This window comes from Thermomonas sp. HDW16 (genome assembly GCF_011302915.1).
In the GTDB taxonomy this organism is placed as follows: Bacteria; Pseudomonadota; Gammaproteobacteria; order Xanthomonadales; family Xanthomonadaceae; genus Thermomonas.
Genome location: NZ_CP049872.1, coordinates 1340336 through 1357914 on the forward strand (window position 1 = coordinate 1340336; position 17579 = coordinate 1357914).

The 17579-nt window shown below is 66.0% G+C and carries 17 protein-coding genes; 9 read left to right on the plus strand and 8 right to left on the minus strand.

The genetic code is table 11. The annotated features are described in order from the left end of the window. Positions 1–6: 6 nt before the first annotated feature. The 4 genes from G7079_RS06185 to ccsA form a co-directional block, all read right to left on the minus strand. Positions 7–1227, minus strand: coding sequence for an efflux RND transporter periplasmic adaptor subunit (locus G7079_RS06185; RefSeq protein ID WP_166056477.1), 1221 nt, complete (start codon positions 1225–1227; stop codon positions 7–9). An 8-nt stretch (positions 1228–1235) separates the two neighbouring features. After that, positions 1236–2687 carry an efflux transporter outer membrane subunit gene (locus G7079_RS06190; protein ID WP_166056478.1) on the minus strand — a complete coding sequence of 484 codons (1452 nt, stop codon included), beginning with the start codon at positions 2685–2687 and terminating at the stop codon, positions 1236–1238. A gap of 3 nt (positions 2688–2690) precedes the next feature. Next, a complete protein-coding gene (locus G7079_RS06195; RefSeq protein WP_166056479.1) occupies positions 2691–3149 on the minus strand; it encodes a MarR family transcriptional regulator in 459 nt (152 codons plus the stop codon). Between the two features lie 78 nt (positions 3150–3227). After that, positions 3228–4019 carry a cytochrome c biogenesis protein CcsA gene (ccsA, locus tag G7079_RS06200; RefSeq protein WP_166056480.1) on the minus strand — a complete coding sequence of 264 codons (792 nt, stop codon included), beginning with the start codon at positions 4017–4019 and terminating at the stop codon, positions 3228–3230. Positions 4020–4101: 82 nt separating this feature from the next. Here ccsA and ffh point away from each other — a divergent pair, with 82 nt between their 5' ends. The 7 genes from ffh to G7079_RS13470 all read left to right on the plus strand — a co-directional run bounded on the left by ffh (position 4102) and on the right by G7079_RS13470 (position 8991). Beyond that, positions 4102–5472 (plus strand): signal recognition particle protein, encoded by a 1371-nt coding sequence (gene ffh / locus G7079_RS06205; protein WP_166057858.1) that lies wholly within the window; start codon positions 4102–4104, stop codon positions 5470–5472. A 92-nt stretch (positions 5473–5564) separates the two neighbouring features. Then, the gene (rpsP, locus tag G7079_RS06210; RefSeq protein WP_166056481.1) at positions 5565–5813 is read left to right on the plus strand and encodes a 30S ribosomal protein S16; all 249 of its coding nucleotides are present in this window, start codon (positions 5565–5567) and stop codon (positions 5811–5813) included. 37 nt (positions 5814–5850) lie between these two features. Then, positions 5851–6372 (plus strand): ribosome maturation factor RimM, encoded by a 522-nt coding sequence (gene rimM / locus G7079_RS06215; RefSeq protein ID WP_166056482.1) that lies wholly within the window; start codon positions 5851–5853, stop codon positions 6370–6372. An 11-nt stretch (positions 6373–6383) separates the two neighbouring features. Then, entirely contained in the window at positions 6384–7154 is a 771-nt protein-coding gene (trmD, locus tag G7079_RS06220; RefSeq protein ID WP_166057859.1) for a tRNA (guanosine(37)-N1)-methyltransferase TrmD, read from the plus strand. A gap of 144 nt (positions 7155–7298) precedes the next feature. Continuing rightward, positions 7299–7724: a 50S ribosomal protein L19 gene (gene rplS / locus G7079_RS06225; protein WP_166056484.1), complete on the plus strand. Its 426-nt coding sequence runs from the start codon at positions 7299–7301 to the stop codon at positions 7722–7724. 74 nt (positions 7725–7798) lie between these two features. Then, positions 7799–8203 (plus strand): S4 domain-containing protein, encoded by a 405-nt coding sequence (locus G7079_RS06230; protein WP_166057860.1) that lies wholly within the window; start codon positions 7799–7801, stop codon positions 8201–8203. 98 nt (positions 8204–8301) lie between these two features. Continuing rightward, the gene (locus G7079_RS13470) at positions 8302–8991 is read left to right on the plus strand and encodes a peptidoglycan-binding protein (RefSeq protein ID WP_166056485.1); all 690 of its coding nucleotides are present in this window, start codon (positions 8302–8304) and stop codon (positions 8989–8991) included. Between the two features lie 67 nt (positions 8992–9058). Here the strand turns inward: G7079_RS13470 and katG are convergent, their stop codons facing one another. Continuing rightward, positions 9059–11305, minus strand: coding sequence for a catalase/peroxidase HPI (katG, locus tag G7079_RS06240; protein WP_166056486.1), 2247 nt, complete (start codon positions 11303–11305; stop codon positions 9059–9061). A gap of 181 nt (positions 11306–11486) precedes the next feature. Continuing rightward, positions 11487–12116: a DUF937 domain-containing protein gene (locus G7079_RS06245; protein WP_166056487.1), complete on the minus strand. Its 630-nt coding sequence runs from the start codon at positions 12114–12116 to the stop codon at positions 11487–11489. 148 nt (positions 12117–12264) lie between these two features. On the opposite strand from G7079_RS06245, the gene G7079_RS06250 reads away from it, so the two are divergent. Further along, positions 12265–12957 (plus strand): YafY family protein, encoded by a 693-nt coding sequence (locus tag G7079_RS06250; protein ID WP_166056488.1) that lies wholly within the window; start codon positions 12265–12267, stop codon positions 12955–12957. 65 nt (positions 12958–13022) lie between these two features. Then, positions 13023–13640 carry a glutathione S-transferase family protein gene (locus G7079_RS06255; protein ID WP_166056489.1) on the plus strand — a complete coding sequence of 206 codons (618 nt, stop codon included), beginning with the start codon at positions 13023–13025 and terminating at the stop codon, positions 13638–13640. Between the two features lie 138 nt (positions 13641–13778). Here G7079_RS06255 and G7079_RS06260 read toward each other — a convergent pair whose 3' ends face one another. Continuing rightward, on the minus strand, positions 13779–14861 hold the full coding sequence (locus G7079_RS06260) for a hypothetical protein (RefSeq protein ID WP_166056490.1): 1083 nt from the start codon (positions 14859–14861) through the stop codon (positions 13779–13781). A 125-nt stretch (positions 14862–14986) separates the two neighbouring features. Next, positions 14987–17548, minus strand: a complete 2562-nt coding sequence (mutS, locus tag G7079_RS06265) for a DNA mismatch repair protein MutS (protein WP_166056491.1) — start codon at positions 17546–17548, stop codon at positions 14987–14989. Positions 17549–17579: the final 31 nt, after the last annotated feature.

Below are 17579 nucleotides of genomic sequence, written 5' to 3' on the forward strand. Positions count from 1 at the left end.
AAAGGGTCAGGCCTTGCGGCCCTGCGGCAGGTTGCTTTCGATGACGTCGTGGATCAGCGCGTCGGCATCTTTCAACTGCTTGGCGTAGGCCTGGGTAGCGAGCACCGGCTCGCGCGCGCTGGCGGCGGGCAGGACCGGGCCGTCCTGGTCGCGCACGCTGACATCGACCGACATGCTCATGCCGAGGCGCAGCGGATGCTCGACAAGCTGCTTCGGGTCCAGTTCCACGCGCACCGGGATGCGCTGCACGATCTTGATCCAGTTGCCGCTGGCGTTCTGCGCCGGGAGCAGGGCGAACGCACTGCCGGTGCCCAAGCCAAGGCTGCTCAGCTTGCCGTTGTAGACCACCTTGTCGCCGTACACGTCGGCAGTGAGTTCCACCGGCTGGCCCAGGCGCAGGTTGCGCAGCTGGGTTTCCTTGAAGTTGGCATCCACCCACACCTGCTCCAGCGGCACCACGGTCAGCAGGCCGGTGCCCGGCTGCACGCGCTGGCCGAGCTGCACGGTGCGCTTGCCAACGTAGCCGTCGATCGGCGCCACGATGGCCGCGCGCTGCAGGTTGAGGTAGGCCTGGCGCAGCTGCGCGGCGGCGGCCTGCACCTGCGGCTGGTTGGAGACGGTGGTGGCATCGACCAGTGCGCGGTTGCGCGACAGGCTGCCGCGCGAGGCGCTCAGCGCCGCTTCGGCCGCCTTCAATTGCGTCTGTGCATGCGCCAGTTCCTCGGCGGAGACCGCGCCGCTTGCGACCAGGCCACTGCGGCGGGCCACGTCGGCGCGTGCCTGCGACACGGCGACTTCGCGCGCGGCGATATCGGCCTGCGCCGAATCCACGCTGCTGTACAGGCCACGCACCTGGCGCACGGTGCCGGCGAGATTCGCCTTCGCCTGTTCGTAGGCGACTTGCGCGTCGTTCGGGTCGAGTTGCACCAGCACCTGGCCCGCCTGCACGCGCATGCCGTCCTCGGCGTGGATCTCGACCACCGTGCCCATGGTTTGCGGAGTGATGGTGACGATATTGCCCTGCACGTAGGCGTCGTCCGTGTCCTGGTGCCAACGCGCGACCAGCAGGTAGTACGCCAGCCAGCCGATGCCGGCCAGAAGCACCACGGCCAGCAGGATCAGCAACGCGCGCTTGCGCTTGCCATTGGCCGGCTTGAGCGAGCTCTGCGAGACCGGCAGCGGCGCGCCTTGACCGGTGGAAGTGTTCGGAGTGGTTTCAGTAGTCATGTTCGCGCTCAGTTCGATGCGGTGTTGTTTTTTGACGAGAGCTGCGGCGCTTCGATGGCGATGCCGCCGCCGAGCGCCTGGTCGAGGTCGATGGTGGAGGTGCGCCGCTTGGCGTTCAGCGTGGCCAGTTGCTGGTCGAGCTGCAGCAGCGGTTTCTGTGCGGCCAGCACGTCCAACTGGTTGGTCAGGCCGGCGCGATGCCGCTGCGCCACCATGGCGTAGGCCTTGGCGGCGGTGTCGCGCGCGATGCGCGTGCTGGCGATCTGCGCATCGAGTGCGCGCGCGCCTTGCACGGCGTCGGTCACTTCGCGCACCGCGCCCAGCAGGGTCTGGTTGTAGTTGGCAACGGCCAGGTCGTAATCGGCATTGCTGCCCATCAGCTGGTTGCGCAGGCGGCCGCCTTCGAAGATCGGCAGGGTCAGCGCCGGGCCGCCATTGAGCAGCAGCGCGTCGCTGCCGAACAGGTCGCCCAGGTTGCCGGCACCCAGGCCGACCATCGCGCTGAGGTTGATGGTCGGATAGAACGCGGCCTTGCTGGCGTCGATGCCGTGTTGCGCGGCTTCGACACGCCAACGCGCGGCGACGATATCGGCGCGGCGGGCGAGCAGGTCGCTGGGCAACAAGGCAGGCGCCGATGCATCAGGCGTTGCGAGTTTGGGGCGGGCGATGTCGAGGCCGCGATCCGGGCCGGCACCGACCAATGCGGCCAGCGCATTGCGCAGCGCATCGATCTGCTGCTGCGCGGCCTGCGCCTGCTGGCGTGCAGCGGCGGACGCACTCTGGTTCTGGTTGAAGGCGATGGTGTTGTCCAGGCCCGCCTTGATCCGTTGCTGGTTGAGCTTGACCAACCCATCGGAACGCGCGGCCTCGGCCTTCGCCGCGTCCTGCAATTCGAACGCCTGCGCCAGCGCGACGTAAGTGCGGGCGATGTTCGACGCCAGCTGCAGGCGCGCCGCCTGCGCATCGACTTCGGTCGCCCGCGCACTGCCCAACGCGGCCTGCCACTTGGCCTTGTCCAAGCCCCAGAAATCCGGGTTGTACTTCAGGCTCAGGGTGAGCAGGTTGGCGACGTTGAAATCGCCGCCGATCTCGGGGCCGGCCAATGTTTCCGGAATCTGCAGACCGGCCACTTGCGCACCGGCGCCCAGCGTCGGCTTGCGCGCGGCATCGGCCAGGCCCGCTTGTGCAATGGCTTTGCGGGTGCGTGCGTCGGCGGCGTCGAGTGCCGGCGAGGTGGCCAGCGCTTCATCGATCAGTGCATCGAGCTGCGCATCGCCGAAGCTTGACCACCAGCGTTCGGACGGCCACGCGGCGGTGGAGAGTTGCGAGCGCGCAAGCGACTTGCCGACAGCGAGTGAATCGGCATCGCGCAGCTGGCCTTGGGTGGCCAGCCCTTCGGTGCTGGCGCAGCCGGCGAGCAGCAGCGCGCAGGCTGCGGCGAGGGGGAGGAGTTTGGTCATGGCTCAGTCTTCGGCAACGAGGTTGTCGCGCACCTGCTCCAGCAGGCGGGTGAGTTGGGTGCGGGTGGCGTCGTCCATGCCCTGCAGGGCACGTTCGCGCACGCGCTGGCCGCATTGGTCGATGTCGCGCCACATCGCCACGCCGGTTTCGGTCAGGTGGATGTGCAGGGCGCGGCGGTCGGCGGGATCGGCCACGCGCACCAGCAGGCCGCGGGCTTCCAGCTTGTCCAGCAGGCGGGTCATCGCGCCGGGGTTGAGATCGGCGGCGCGTGCCAGGTCGGTGACGCTGGCGGTACCGGTGGCCAGCTTCTTGATCGCGATGAACTGGCTGAAGGTCAGGTCATGGCCGGCGTCGGCCAGTTCCTTGGCCATCCGCGCCCACATCGCATCGCGGGTCTGGCGGAACAGCAGGCCCAGGGCGGAACCGGTGCAGGCCTCGGTCGGGGTGGCGTGTGCGTTCATGGGGCGGCATATTGCTCGCCCGTGCAATAGTTGTCAATGCAAATATTATCGTTGCAAACGTATTCGCAACGAGCGCATTCAGCTTGCCCGGTGCAGCACCAGTTCCAGCACGAACTGGCTGCCGAAGAAGGCCAGGAACAGCAAGACCATCGCCGCCAGTGTCCAGCGCACGGCGGTTGCGCCGCGCCAACCGCGCCGCCAACGGCCCAGCAGCAGGATGCCGAAGGCCAGCCACGACAGCACCGAGAACACGGTCTTGTGGGCCAGGTGCTGGGTCAGCAGGTTGTCGACGAACAGCACGCCGGTGAGCAGGGCGGCGGTCAGCAGCACGAAGCCGACGCTGATCGTGCGGAACAGCAGGGTTTCCAGTTCGGTCAGCGGCGGCAGCGCGCGCAGCCAGCGATGGAATTCGCGGCGGCGCAGGGCGCGTTCTTGCGCCCACAGGAAGATCGCCAGCAAAGCAGCAATCGCCAGCGTGGCGTAGGCCAGAAGGGCGAGCCACGCATGCAGCAGCAACCGCCAGTCCAGCGGCTCGGGCTTGCTGGCGTGGCCGTACAGCGCGTAACCGAGCAAGGTGAGCGCCGCCAGCGGGAACACCACCACGCCCAGCGCACGCATGCGCCCGGACGCGCCGACGATCGCGGTCAGGATCGCCATGCCCAGTCCAGCCAGCGACAGTGCGGCGAAGAAATGCAGGTCGGTGATGCCGCTGCTGCGCCAGGCCAGGAAATGGGTCGCGCCGTGCAGCAGCAGGGCCAGGTTGGCCGGCAGCAACCAGCCACGCGCGGCCTCGTCGCCACGTTGCACGGAAACCACCAGCCAACCGGCGGCGACCAGGTACAGCGCGATGGCGATGAGAACGATTGTCATCGCCGCAGTGTCGCACAAAGGTTGGTCGCCGGATCGCCCCTATATAATCGCCAACCGTTTCTTTTCGATGGCGCTGCCGACGATGTTCGAATCACTGACCCAACGCCTGTCCGGCACCATCGAACGCATTCGCGGTCGCGGCCGGCTGACCGAATCCAACATCAACGAGGCCGTGCGCGAAGTGCGCATCGCCCTGCTGGAAGCGGACGTGGCGTTGCCGGTGGTGCAGGCACTGGTGCAGCGGATCAAGGTGCGCGCGGTCGGCCAGGAAGTGATGCGCTCGTTGACCCCGGGCCAGGTGCTGGTGCGCATCGTGCGCGATGAGCTCACCGCAGTGATGGGTTCGCAGGCGCAGGACTTGAACCTCAACGTGCCGGCGCCGGCGGTGATCCTGATGGCCGGCCTGCAGGGCGCGGGCAAGACCACCACCGTGGCCAAGCTTGCCAAGCACCTGAAGGAAAAGCGCAAGAAGAAGGTGATGGTGGTCAGCGCCGACGTCTACCGTCCGGCCGCGATCGAGCAATTGCAGACGCTGGCCGGGCAGGTCGGCGCGCTGTTCTTCCCGTCGGATGCCTCGCAGAAGCCGGAAGCGATCGTCAAGGCCGCCATCGAAGATGCACGCAAGTCGTTCGCCGACGTGCTGATCGTCGATACCGCCGGCCGCACCAGCATCGACGACGCGATGATGACGGAGATCAAGGCGCTGCACGCCGCCGTCGCGCCGGTCGAAACCCTGTTCGTGGTCGACTCGATGACCGGCCAGGACGCCGCAGTGACGGCGAAGCATTTCGGCGAGGCATTGCCGCTCACCGGCGTGGTGCTGACCAAGACCGATGGCGATGCACGCGGCGGTGCTGCACTGAGCGTGCGCTACATCACCGGCAAGCCGATCAAGTTCATCGGCGTCGGCGAGAAGCCCGATGGACTCGACGTGTTCCACCCGGACCGCGTGGCCAGCCGCATCCTCGACATGGGCGACGTGCTGTCGCTGGTCGAGCAGGTCGAGGCGCAGGTCGACCAGGACAAGGCCAAGAAGCTGGCGGAGAAGGTCGCCAAGGGCAAGAAGTTCGACCTCAACGACATGCGCGACCAGCTCGAGCAGATGCAGAACATGGGCGGCCTGAGCGGCCTGATGGACAAGCTGCCCGGTGTCGGTCAGTTGCCGGAATCGGTCAAGCAGCAGGTCACCGGCAAGGAAGTGCCGCGGATGATCGCGATCATCAATTCGATGACCAAGAAAGAGCGCCGCAACCCCGACCTGCTCAACGGTTCGCGCCGTGCCCGCGTGGCACGCGGCTCCGGCCTGACCCCGGCCGACGTCAACAAGGTGCTGAAGCAGTACCAGCAGATGGAAAAGATGATGGGCAAGCTGGGCCGCGGCGGCATGAAGGGCATGATGCGCGGCCTCAGCGGGATGATGGGCGGGCGCGGCGGCATGCCGCCGATGCGTTGAAGCCGGCGGCGGGTTTCCCTCGCCGATTCAAGACGTTATACTTACCGGCTTACCCGGCCATTCCGGCCGCTGGGCAACACCGAGAAACTGCAATGGTCAAGATTCGCCTTACCCGTGGCGGCGCCAAGAAGCGTCCCTTCTACCACATCATCGTCACCGACAGCCGCAGCGCGCGCGACGGCCGCAACATCGAGCGCGTGGGTTTCTACAACCCGGTCGCGCAGGGTGCCGAGAAGCGCATCGAGCTGAACCTCGAGCGCGTCAAGCACTGGGTCGACAACGGCGCGCAGCTGACCGACAAGGTCGCCGACCTGTACAAGCAGGCCGCCAAGGCCGCCTGATGCCGCTGCCGCCCGTGATGCGGGCGGCACTGCTTCCATGAACGCACCGGACAGCCGCCAGCGGATGCTCACCGTGGGCCGGTTGCACGGTGCGTTTGGCGTGCGCGGCGAAGTGAAACTGGAAAGCTTCACCGATCCGCTGCGCGCGATCGCCAAATACCAGCCGTGGACGCTGCGCGATGCGCGCGGCAACGAGCGCGCCTGCGAGGATGTGCGCGTCCGTGAGGGCGGCAAGGGCCTGATCGCCACGATGCCCGGCATCGAGGACAAGGACGCCGCCGATGCGTTGCGTGGCGTTGATGTGCTGGTGCCGCGTTCCGCATTGCCGCCACCGGCCGCCGGCGAGTACTACTGGGTCGATCTCGAAGGCCTGCGCGTGGTGAATGTTGAAGGCGCGGATTTCGGCACCGTCTCCCACCTGTTTTCGACCGGCGCCAACGACGTGCTGGTGGCGCAGGGCGAGCGCGAGCGGATGATTCCGTTCGTGCAGCCGGACTACATTCGCAGTGTCGATTTTGATACCGGCATCGTCACCGTCGACTGGGACGCGGATTTCTGAGGTCGATGCCGATGCGCTTCGACATCGTCAGCCTGTTCCCCGAATTCGTCGCCCAGCTGGCCGCGCACGGCGTGGTCGGGCGCGCCGGCGAGCGCGGATTGCTGTCGATCCACGGCTGGAACCCACGCGACCATGCCGAGGGCAATTACCGCCGGGTCGATGATCGTCCGTTCGGCGGCGGCCCGGGCATGGTGATGCTGATCGATCCGTTGCGCGCCACGCTGCACGCCGTGTGCGAGGCCGATCCGGCGCCGGCCAAGGTCATTTACCTGAGTCCGCAGGGGCAACGCCTGACCCAGGCCAAAGTCCGCGAACTGGCGGCTGCGCCGCGCCTGATCCTGCTCTGCGGCCGCTACGAGGGCGTCGACGAGCGCCTGTTGCAGGCCGAGGTGGACGAGGAAATCTCGATCGGCGACTACGTGCTGTCCGGCGGCGAGCTGGCCGCTGCGGTGCTGATCGATGCCGTGGCCCGGCTGCAGGACGGCGCGCTGAACGATGCCGAATCCGCCGTGCAGGACAGTTTCGAGGGCGATGGCCTGCTGGATTGCCCGCATTACACCCGCCCGGTCGAGCATGAATTCGGCTCGGTGCCGGAGGTGTTGTTGTCCGGCAACCACGCGGCCATCGCGCGTTGGCGCCGGCAGCAGTCGCTGGGCCGCACCTGGCTGCGCCGGCCCGACCTGCTGGACGAGGCCGCTCTGTCCAAGGCGGACCGAGGCTTGCTGGAGGAGTTCCGGACCCAGTATGCGGTCGCCCTGCAGGACGCCGGCGAAGATGCCTAAGCCCCTAGCGCACAAGGGAAAAAGCCAGCTATAATGCACGGCTTCGCTTTACCCCGGCTCCACGAAGAACACGTTTCACCCCCGTGCCATGACGCAGCGTCCACGTGCACCTGCGCATTACAACTAATCCAACAGGCTCAGACCATGAACAAGCCCTCGATCCACACCCTCCTGCAGGACTTCGAAACCGCGCAGATCGCGCGCAAGCTTCCCGACTTCGGCCCCGGCGATACCGTCATCGTCAACGTCAAGGTCAAGGAAGGCAACCGCGAGCGCGTGCAGGCCTACGAAGGCGTGGTCATCGGCAAGAAGAACGCCGGCCTGAACTCCGCGTTCACCGTGCGCAAGATCTCCCACGGCTTCGGCGTGGAGCGCGTGTTCCAGACCCACAGCGCCGCCATCGATTCGGTGACGGTGAAGCGTCGCGGCGACGTGCGCGCCAGCAAGCTGTATTACCTGCGTGGCCTGGAAGGCAAGAAGGCGCGCATCAAGGAAGATCTGGCCGGCAACGCCAAGGCCAAGGCTGCAGCGCTGGCCGCAGCGGCTGCCGAAGCCGCCGCCGCCGAGTAAGGCGCGCGTCAGCTGCTTCCTGCAACGGCCACCTCCGGGTGGCCGTTTGCATTTACGACGTTCATTCTTCGATGATGATGCAGATCGAAACCGTTGCCAGCGTTCGCCTCGACTTGTGGCTGTGGGCGGCACGCTTCTACAAGACACGCGCGCTGGCCAAGCACGCCATCGAGACAGGCAAGGTCGATGTGGGCGGACAACGCGCCAAGCCCTCACGCAGCGTGCGCATCGGCGATGTGCTGGTCGTTGTGCGGCTCGATGAGCGTTTCGAAATCGAAGTCACCGCGCTTAGCGACGTGCGTGGCCCGGCTAGCATCGCGCAGACCCTTTACCGTGAATCCGACGCATCGAAAGCCGCGCGCGAGCAGGCGCGGGCATTGCGCAACGCCGAGCGCGCTGGCTTCAAGCCTCCTGAAACCAAGCCCGACAAGCGGGCGCGCCGGTTGATCCGCGCGCTGGGCGATATCGACGCGCTCTGATCGGAAGCGCGTGCCGCGTGGCCTATCCCGGAAGACGGATTGTCGGTACACGGGCCATTGCCGACACTGCCGCGAACAGTCCCGCCCGGGAGGCAGGCATGCGCACGATGCGTCGCGGCAGCCACGGTTTCGATGTCGAATTCATGCAGCGCCTGCTGGTGCGCGCGGATACGCGGGAGCATGCGGATTACCCGTTTTACGGCAGCGACGGCCGTTTCGACGGCGAAACTGATCGCGCGGTGCGCGCTTTCCAGCGCCGGCACCCAGGATTGGTGGTCGATGGCGTGGTCGGGCCACAGACCTGGTCTGCGCTCGGCCTGCGCACCCAGCGCGAACACAACATCACGCGGCGTGGCCAGCCCGACGGCAATAGCTGCTGGGCGACTGCGGCGGGCATGATCGAGGCACGCAACATGGCGACGCCGGGCAGCGTGGCCTTGACCGAAACCGGGCGTTTGCGCGACGAAATCGGGAATATCGAAACGTTTGCACGCACGCTAGGCTGGCGCATGCCGAATCATTCGCCTCCGGTGCCGGAGCTGGTGTCGATGCTTGCGCGAACACCGCTGTGGATTGGCGTGACCAATGAAGTAGGTGGGCATGCGGTCGTGCTGAGCGGCGTGTACAGCGATGGCGATCCGTCGGGGCACGGGACGATGGTGCGCGTGCATGATCCCTGGCCGCCCGGACACGGTTCCGTTTACGGGAGTTTCGTCAGCCCGTTGATCCTGCACGATGGGAATGCACGTATTCCGGTGTCGCTGATCTATCTGCTGATCCCGTCCTGACCGATTCGCGAAATGCAAACGCCGGCGCGGATGCCGGCGTTTGCGCTTCTTACGGGGAAGCGTGGGATCAGCGCAAGTCGAAGCGATCCAGCTCCATGACCTTGGCCCAGGCCGCAGCGAAGTCTTGCGCGAACTTCTGCTTGCCATCGCTGCTGGCATAGACCTCGGCCAATGCGCGCAGCACCGAGTTGGAACCGAACACCAGGTCCACCCGGCTGCCGGTCCATTTCGCAGCACCGGTCTTGCGGTCGCGGCCTTCGAAGGTGTCGCGCGCGTCGGAGGCAGGCTTCCACTCGGTCCCCATGTCGAGCAGGTTGACGAAGAAATCGTTGCTCAGCACGCCGGGGCGGTCGGTGAACACGCCGGTCGAGGAGCCATCCGCATTCGCACCCAGCACGCGCAGACCGCCGACCAGCACGGTCATCTCCGGCGCGGTCAGGGTGAGTAGCTGCGCGCGATCGACCAGCAGGTGTTCGGCCGGCACCGCCGAGCGGCCCTTGAGGTAGTTGCGGAAGCCATCGGCGAACGGTTCCAGGGGTTTGAACGAATCGACATCGGTCTGCTTCTGGCTGGCGTCGCTGCGGCCGGGCGAGAACGCCACGTTGATCTCGGTGCCGCCATCCTTCGCGGCTTTCTCGATCGCCGCCGCGCCGCCCAGCACGATCAGATCGGCCAGCGACACTTTCTTGCCGCCGCCGGCGTCGAGGTTGAATTCCATCTGGATGCGTTCCAGCGCCTTCAACACCTTGCCCAGTTGTTCCGGCCGGTTCACCGCCCAATCCTTCTGCGGGGCAAGCCGCACGCGCGCGCCGTTGGCACCGCCGCGCTTGTCGCCGCCACGGAAGGTGGATGCCGAGGCCCACGCGGTGGAAACGAGTTCGGAAACGGTGAGGCCACTGGCGAGGATCTTCGCCTTCAACGCGGCGATATCGCCGGCATCGACCAGCGGATGGTCGACCTCGGGGATCGGGTCCTGCCAGATCAGCTCTTCCTTCGGCACTTCCGGGCCGAGGTAGCGCGCGCGTGGGCCCATGTCGCGATGGGTCAGCTTGAACCAGGCGCGGGCGAAGGCTTCGGCGAAGGCCTGCGGATTCTCCAGGAAGCGTTTGGAGATCGCGCCGTAGATCGGATCGAAGCGCAGCGACAGGTCGGTGGTCAGCATCTTCGGGCGTTGCTTCTTCGCCGCATCGTGGGCAAACGGAACATCTTCAGGCGCGTCCTTGGCGACCCATTGATGCGCACCGGCCGGGGATTTCTCCAGCTCCCATTCGAAGCCGAACAGGTTCTCGAAGAATTTGTTGCTCCACAGCGCCGGCGTCTGCGTCCAGGTGATTTCGATGCCGGAACTGATGGTGTCGCCGCCCTTGCCGCTGCCGTATTTGTTGTGCCAGCCGAAGCCTTGCTGCTCCAGGTCGCCGGCTTCCGGTTCGCTGCCCACGTTGTCCGCCGAGGCCGCGCCATGGGTCTTGCCGAAGGTATGGCCACCGGCGATCAGGGCCACGGTTTCCTCGTCGTCCATCGCCATGCGGGCGAAGGTCTCGCGGATATCGACCGCCGCCAGCAGTGGATCGGGGTTGCCGTCCGGGCCTTCGGGATTCACGTAAATCAGGCCCATCTGCACTGCGGCCAACGGGTTTTCCAGATCGCGCGAATGGCCGCTGTCGGTCTTGTCGTCGGCGATCACCACGCCTTCGCCGTGCTGCTTGGTCACGCCGGCATCGCCATGTGCGTAGCGCACGTCGCCGCCCAGCCACTTGGTCTCGCGGCCCCAGTACACATCGAGATCGGGTTCCCAGGTGTCCTCGCGACCGCCGGCGAAACCGAAGGTGCGGAAGCCCATGGTTTCCAGCGCCACATTGCCGGCCAGGATCATCAGGTCGGCCCAGGACACCTGTTGGCCGTATTTCTGCTTGATCGGCCACAGCAGGCGTCGCGCCTTGTCCAGGCTGACGTTGTCCGGCCAGCTGTTGAGCGGGGCGAAGCGCTGCTGGCCACGACCGCCGCCGCCGCGCCCGTCGCCGATGCGGTAGGTGCCGGCGCTGTGCCAGGCCATGCGGATGAAGAACGGACCGTAATGGCCGAAGTCGGCCGGCCACCAGTCCTGCGAATCCGTCATCAGCTCGCGCAGGTCTTTCTTCAGGCCGTGGTAGTCGAGCTTGGCGAAGGCCTTGGCGTAATCGAAATCGCCGTCCAAGGGATCGGATTTCGGCGAATGCTGGTTAAGCAGGTCCAGCCGCAATTGGTTCGGCCACCAGTCGCGGTTGGTGGTGCCCGCGGTCTTGCTGTGGAAGGGGCACTTCGATTCGGTCGACATGGCGGCTCCAGGCGAGGGTGGATGGTCAGGTCTACCTTAGTCCCCGTTATGCGACAGTTGAAATCGAATGATCGAACGGTTTCGATATGCACCGACTATCGAAATGCCAGCATGGCATTGACTGTGACTGAAACGACAACGGCCGCTTGCGCGGCCGTTGCGTGAAGCACGAGCGGGGCGCTCAGGTACGGCCGCGCATCGCGCCCATGCCAACCTTGATCAGGTCGCCGATGCCCAACTGTCCGTCGCCATCCTGATCCAGTACCGCGCCGAGCAAGCCGCCACCCAAGCCGCCCTGTTGCTGCTGCACCTGGCGTTCCTGGCCGAGGATGTCGCCGAGTACCTGTGGCGATGCCTGTTGTTGCGCGCCATTGCCGTCCTGTCCACCGAACATCCGCTTGGCGAGGTAGGCCATCACGATCGGGGCGAGGATCTTCATCAGCATCTGCGCCTTGTCGCTGCCAAGGCCTGTGGCCTGGCCCAGGCCGGTTTCGGCCTGTTGCTGCTGGCCGCCGAAGATGTGCCCCAACTGACCCAGGCCGTCGGTCTGCCGGCTCTGCTGGCCACCGAGTACGGCGCCGAGGATGTCGCCGATGCCACCGCCACTGTTGTGGTCGCGGCCCAGCGCACCGAACAGCGCATCCGCGCCATCGGCCTGGCTGGTGTTGCGGCCCATCGCACCCAGGATCATGGGCAACGCAGCAGCAATCGCGCCTGCGGTCTGCGCCTGTCCAGTACCAAGTTGCGCGCCGATCTGCTGCACATCGGCGCGGGACAACTGCGAGAAAATTTCATCGGTCAAGGACGACATTGCGACATTCCCTTGTACATGCGGAGCGGGATGCCCCGGGAGCGCCACAGTAGCAAAACGTCCCGCCGTGCAAGGGGTGTTTGCAGGTTTTTTTTCATCCCCCTGCGGAAGCTGGCTATCCTGCGGATACATTCGCAAAGATCCTTCCATGAGCACTCGCGCCGCCCGTTTGCTGCAATTGCTCGATGAATTGCACCGCCGCCGCACGCCCGTGCGCGGCGCGTTTCTGGCAGAACGCATGGGCGTGAGCCTGCGCACGCTGTATCGCGATATCGAGACATTGCGCGGGCAGGGCGCGGAGATCGCCGGCGACCCGGGCGTGGGTTACCAGATGCGTCCTGGTTTCATGCTGCCGGCGATGATGTTCTCCGCCGAGGAACTGGAAGCAGTGGCATTGGGGACGCGCTGGGTGGCCGCGCATGGCGATCCGGAATTCGCCGAAGCCGCCGGCCGGGCGATGGATCGCATCGCGAGCGCATTGCCGGAGCCGTTGCGATTGCAGGTGGAAACCAGCGGGTTGTTCGCACCTGATTGGCGGCCCGTGCCGCAGGAGCCTTGGGTGCCCACGCTGCGTCATGCCATCCGCGATGAGCATTCGGTGCGCATGCGCTATTCGGATGTCGAAGGGCGCATCAGTGAACGTATCGTCTGGCCGTTCGCGATGGCCTTCCTGGCCGACATGCGTTTGCTTGCGGCATGGTGCGAATTGCGTGGCGATTTTCGTCATTTTCGCGCCAACCGCGTGATCGAACTGGAAGACACCGGCAAGCGCTATCCGCAGCGGCGACACACTCTGTTGAAGCGTTGGCGCGCGGAGCATCTTCGCCACCACGAGGCATGACTGCTGACAGGATCTGGCAGCAGGGCAGGACACACTGATCGCCCAACCCGATCAGGAACCGCGCCATGACCGACACGCTGACCCTCTACACCCACCCGATGTCCCGTGGTCGCGTGGCGCGCTGGATGCTGGAGGAAACCGGCCTGCAGTACGAGACCGTGCTGCTGGAATACGGCACCACCATGAAAGCGTCGGAGTACCTGGCGATCAATCCGATGGGCAAGGTGCCGGCGCTGCGCCACGGCGATGCAGTGGTGACCGAGAATTCAGCGATCGCGCTGTACCTGGGCGACCTGGCGCCGGACAAACAGCTTGCGCCCGCACCGGGCAGTGCCGAACGCGCCGCGTACTACCGTTGGATCAGCTTCATGGGCCCGCTGGAAGAACTCATGATGGCGAAGCAGACCGGCAAGCTCGCCGATCCGATGACCGCCGGCTACGGCACCGAGGCGGATGTGGTCAGCACGCTGGAACACGCCATCGGCGGCCGTGATTTCCTGGCTGGCGATTGCTTCACCATGGCCGACTTGCTGGTCTCCGCGTATATCGGCTGGTACCTCCAGTTCAAGCTACTCGAGCCGCGCGAGAACTTCATTCGTTTCGTGGAATTGCATCGCCAACGCCCGGCTGGGCTGCGCGCCGGTGCACTCGACGACGCGCTGATGCCGAAGCCCGTCAGCTGACGGGCGTAAGCCGAGCGACTTCAACCGATACAAGGCTTCCAGCGTCCGCTTCAGGGCGAGGTCATCGGGATCGATGGGGTCCAATGCCTCCACCGACGTCGAACTGCTGCCGCGAATCCGGCACCGACGCCCATCGACTTACTGCACGGTGGCCGTGACCCAGGCTTTGCGTATCAACCGGCCGCACTGGGTCGAACGATAACCCTCTCCGAGATTCTGGTCGGTATCCTGGCCCGCCGTTGCCTGCTTGCGGGCGACGATGCCGTACCACGTCTTGCTTGCGTCGATCCACGGATAGAAGCCGAACGCTCCTGCGCTGCTGAACGCCCCGTCGCCTACAAGCGGATCGACTTCGACCCAGTGGCCCAGCGAGTAGTTCCAGCTCTCCGTCGCGGGCACGGGCGTGTTGCGCGCTTGCGCGCAGGTGCCGGGGTTGGTGCATACCGCGTTGGCGCCGAGCATTGCACCAAGCCGCAGCTGGTTGCCGAGTAACCTGCGCAGGAACAGCGCGTAATCGCTCGCGGTGGTGAACAGTCCACCGGCCAGTTGTGGTTGCGTGTAGAGCAGTGCGATGTCGTTGCCGATCTTCGCGCGCACCTCGGCGGCGAGACCGTCGTTGCGCAGCGGGCCCAGGCCGATCAAGCTCGCGTGCTTCTGCATGTGGCCGCCGCCATAGGAGAACATCCCGTCGTTGGCCGGGTGGTACAGGCCGTTGTCCGCGAAGGCGACGCACTCATCCACGCTTTGTCCCTGCAAGCACCCATTGAAGCTGGTGTAACCGCTGCGGAATGTCAGGAACTTGATGTCCTCGGTGGTGAGTGGGCCAGGCCGCATCTGCGCGACATACGCGGCATACACCCATTTCGATGCCGAGGCGATCGCCATCGGTGTGTCCGCCTTGTACACCGTGGGATCGGTCGCCGAATCCACCGAGCCCGAGGCGAGTCCCGAGGACTTGTCGCCGACCTCCCAATAGAACGGCCGGATCGATGCGCATGCGTTGGTGTCACCCTGCGCGGTCGTGGTGGCGGCCGCTATGCGTTGGGGATTCGATGGCTGCGACGGCGGCGGGGGAAGAGGAGGCCGCGGCGGCGGCGCGGGCAAAGTCGCACCTCCTGAATTGCCGCCACCGCCACCACCGCACCCTTGCAGCAACAGCAGGACGCACGCGATCAGGGCAGTGCGATTGGCGAACGGCCGTGCTTGGCGAATCTGGATCATGGCGGACCTCCGTTGTCCGGTGCGTTGCGACAGGCAACACCCTCAACAGGGATCAACTTTTTTCCGCGTGATCGGTTGACAGGCCACCACCACATTCGAAATCGGCGCAAGCGGATGCGTCGCTGTCAGCCCAGCGACTTCAACCGATAGAGCGCCTCCAGCGCCTGCTTCGGCGTGAGGTCGTCCGGATCGATGGAGGCCAGCGCTTCCATCGCCGCTGATGGCGGTGCGAACAGGCCGATCTGCTGCGGCGAATCCAGTGCCGGCGCGCTCAGCGGCAAGGTCGGTGCATCGCGGCCCTGCGCTTCCAGTTCGGCCAGCCGTGCGCGTGCCTGTTGCAGCGCGGCTTTCGGCAAACCGGCCAGCGCCGCTACCTGCAAGCCGAAACTGCGGTTGGCTGGGCCGGGCCGCACCGCGTGCATGAACACCAGCGCATCGCCGTGCTCGACCGCATCCAGGTGCAGGTTGGCGATGCCGCTGCCCGGTTCGGCCAGCGCGGTCAGCTCGAAGTAGTGGGTGGCGAACAGCGTGTAACTGCGATTGCTCGCGGCGAGTTGCCGCGCGACGGCATCGGCCAAGGCGAGTCCGTCGTACGTTGAAGTGCCGCGGCCGATCTCGTCCATCAGCACCAGCGATTGTTCGGTGGCGTGGTGCAGGATGTAGGCGGTTTCGCTCATCTCGACCATGAAGGTCGACTGCCCGCGTGCGAGGTCGTCGCCGGCACCGATGCGGGTGAGGATGCGGTCGATCGGGCCGATCACGGCTTTCGATGCCGGCACGAAGCTGCCGATGCAGGCCAGCAACACGATCAGCGCGTTCTGGCGCATGAAGGTGCTCTTGCCGCCCATGTTGGGGCCGGTGATCACGTACATGCGCGCGGCGTCATCGAACACCAGGTCGTTCGGCTCGAACGGCGCGTCGCGCAGCGCCTCCACCACCGGATGGCGGCCACGTTCGATGGCGATGCCGGGTGCGTCTTGCAACTGCGGCATCGTCCAGTCCAGCGTCTGCGCGCGTTCGGCGAAGCCGGCAAACACGTCGAGTTCGCTCAATGCGGCGGCGCAATGGCGCAGCGGTTCCAGTTCTTCGTTGAGCAGGTCGAGCAGGCCTTCGTACAACAGCTTTTCGCGGGCCAGCGAACGCTCGCGCGCGGACAGCACCTTGTCCTCGAAGCCTTTCAGTTCCTCGGTGATGTAGCGCTCGGCGCCGGTCAATGTCTGCCGTCGCGTGTAATGCACCGGTGCCTTGTCGACCTGGCCCTTGCTGATCTCGATGAAGTAGCCGTGCACGCGGTTGTAGCCGACCTTGAGGTTGGCGATGCCGGTGGCCTCGCGCTCGCGTGCTTCCAGGTCGATGAGGAATTGGTCGGCATTCGTGGACAGCGTGCGCAACTCGTCCAGCTCGAAATCGTAGCCCTCCAGGATCACGCCGCCGTCGCGGGCCAGCAGCGGCGGCTGCGGGACGATGGCCGAACGCAACAGATGCGCGGTGGCATCGTGTTCGCCGAGTTCGTCATGCAGGGCGCGCAGGCGCGGCGAATCGAGGTTGGCGAGGATCTCGCGCACGGCGGGCAGCAGCGACAGGCCATCGCGCAGGGTCGACAGGTCGCGCGGGCGCGCGCTACGCAGGGCTACGCGCGAGAGGATGCGTTCCAGGTCGCCAAGCGCGCGGAAGGCTTCGCGCAGCAGGTCGTCTGCGCGTGCCTCGATCAATGTGGCGACGGCATGGTGGCGTTCGCCGACCACCTTGCGATCACGCAACGGGCGATGCAGCCAGCGTCGCAGCAGGCGACCGCCCATCGGCGAGACGGTGGAATCCAGCACGCCGAGCAAGGTTGCCCTCGCATCGCCATCGACGCGCGAATCCAACTCCAAGTGCCGGCGCGTTGCGGCATTCATCGCTACGGCTTCATCGCTGGTTTCAAGCGCGATGGCGCGCAGGTGGGGCAGGCGCTGCTTCTGGGTTTCCTCGATATAGCCGAGCAGGGCGCCTGCGGCAGCAATCGCGCGTGGTTTGTCCTCGATGCCGAAGGCGGTGAGATCGTGCACGCCGAAGAACTGCAGCAATTGGCGGCGGCCGGAGTCGGCATCGAACAACCACGGCGCGCGCCGGCGCAGGCCGCGTGTCTCCAGCACGGCGGCCGGCCATCCGTCCTCATCGGCGATCAAGGTTTCCGCCGGTTGCAGGCGGGCGAGTTCCGCTTCCAGTGCGTCGTCGCTATCGACTTCATTGGCCCGCAGGCGGCCACTGGACAGGTCGGCCCACGCAAGCCCGTAGCCTTGCTTGCCGCGGCTGATCGCCAGCAGCAGGATGTCGCGGCGTTCGTCGAGCAGGGCTTCGTCGGTGACCGTGCCGGGGGTGACGATGCGCACTACCTTGCGTTCGACCAAGCCCTTTGATGTCGCCGGGTCGCCGATCTGCTCGCAGATCGCAACAGATTCGCCCAAGGCCACCAGCCGCGCCAGGTAGCCTTCGTAGGCGTGGTGGGGTACGCCTGCCATCGGGATCGGCTGGCCGGCGGAACTGCCGCGCTGGGTCAAGGTGATGTCCAGCAGGCGCGCGGCTTTGCGGGCATCGTCGTAGAAAAGTTCGTAGAAATCGCCCATCCGGAAGAACAGCAGCACGTCCGGGTGCTCCGCCTTGGCGGCGAAGAATTGGCGCATCAGGGGGGTGTGTTCGGCAGACATCGACGCAGGCTATGCAACAAGGCCCATAGTG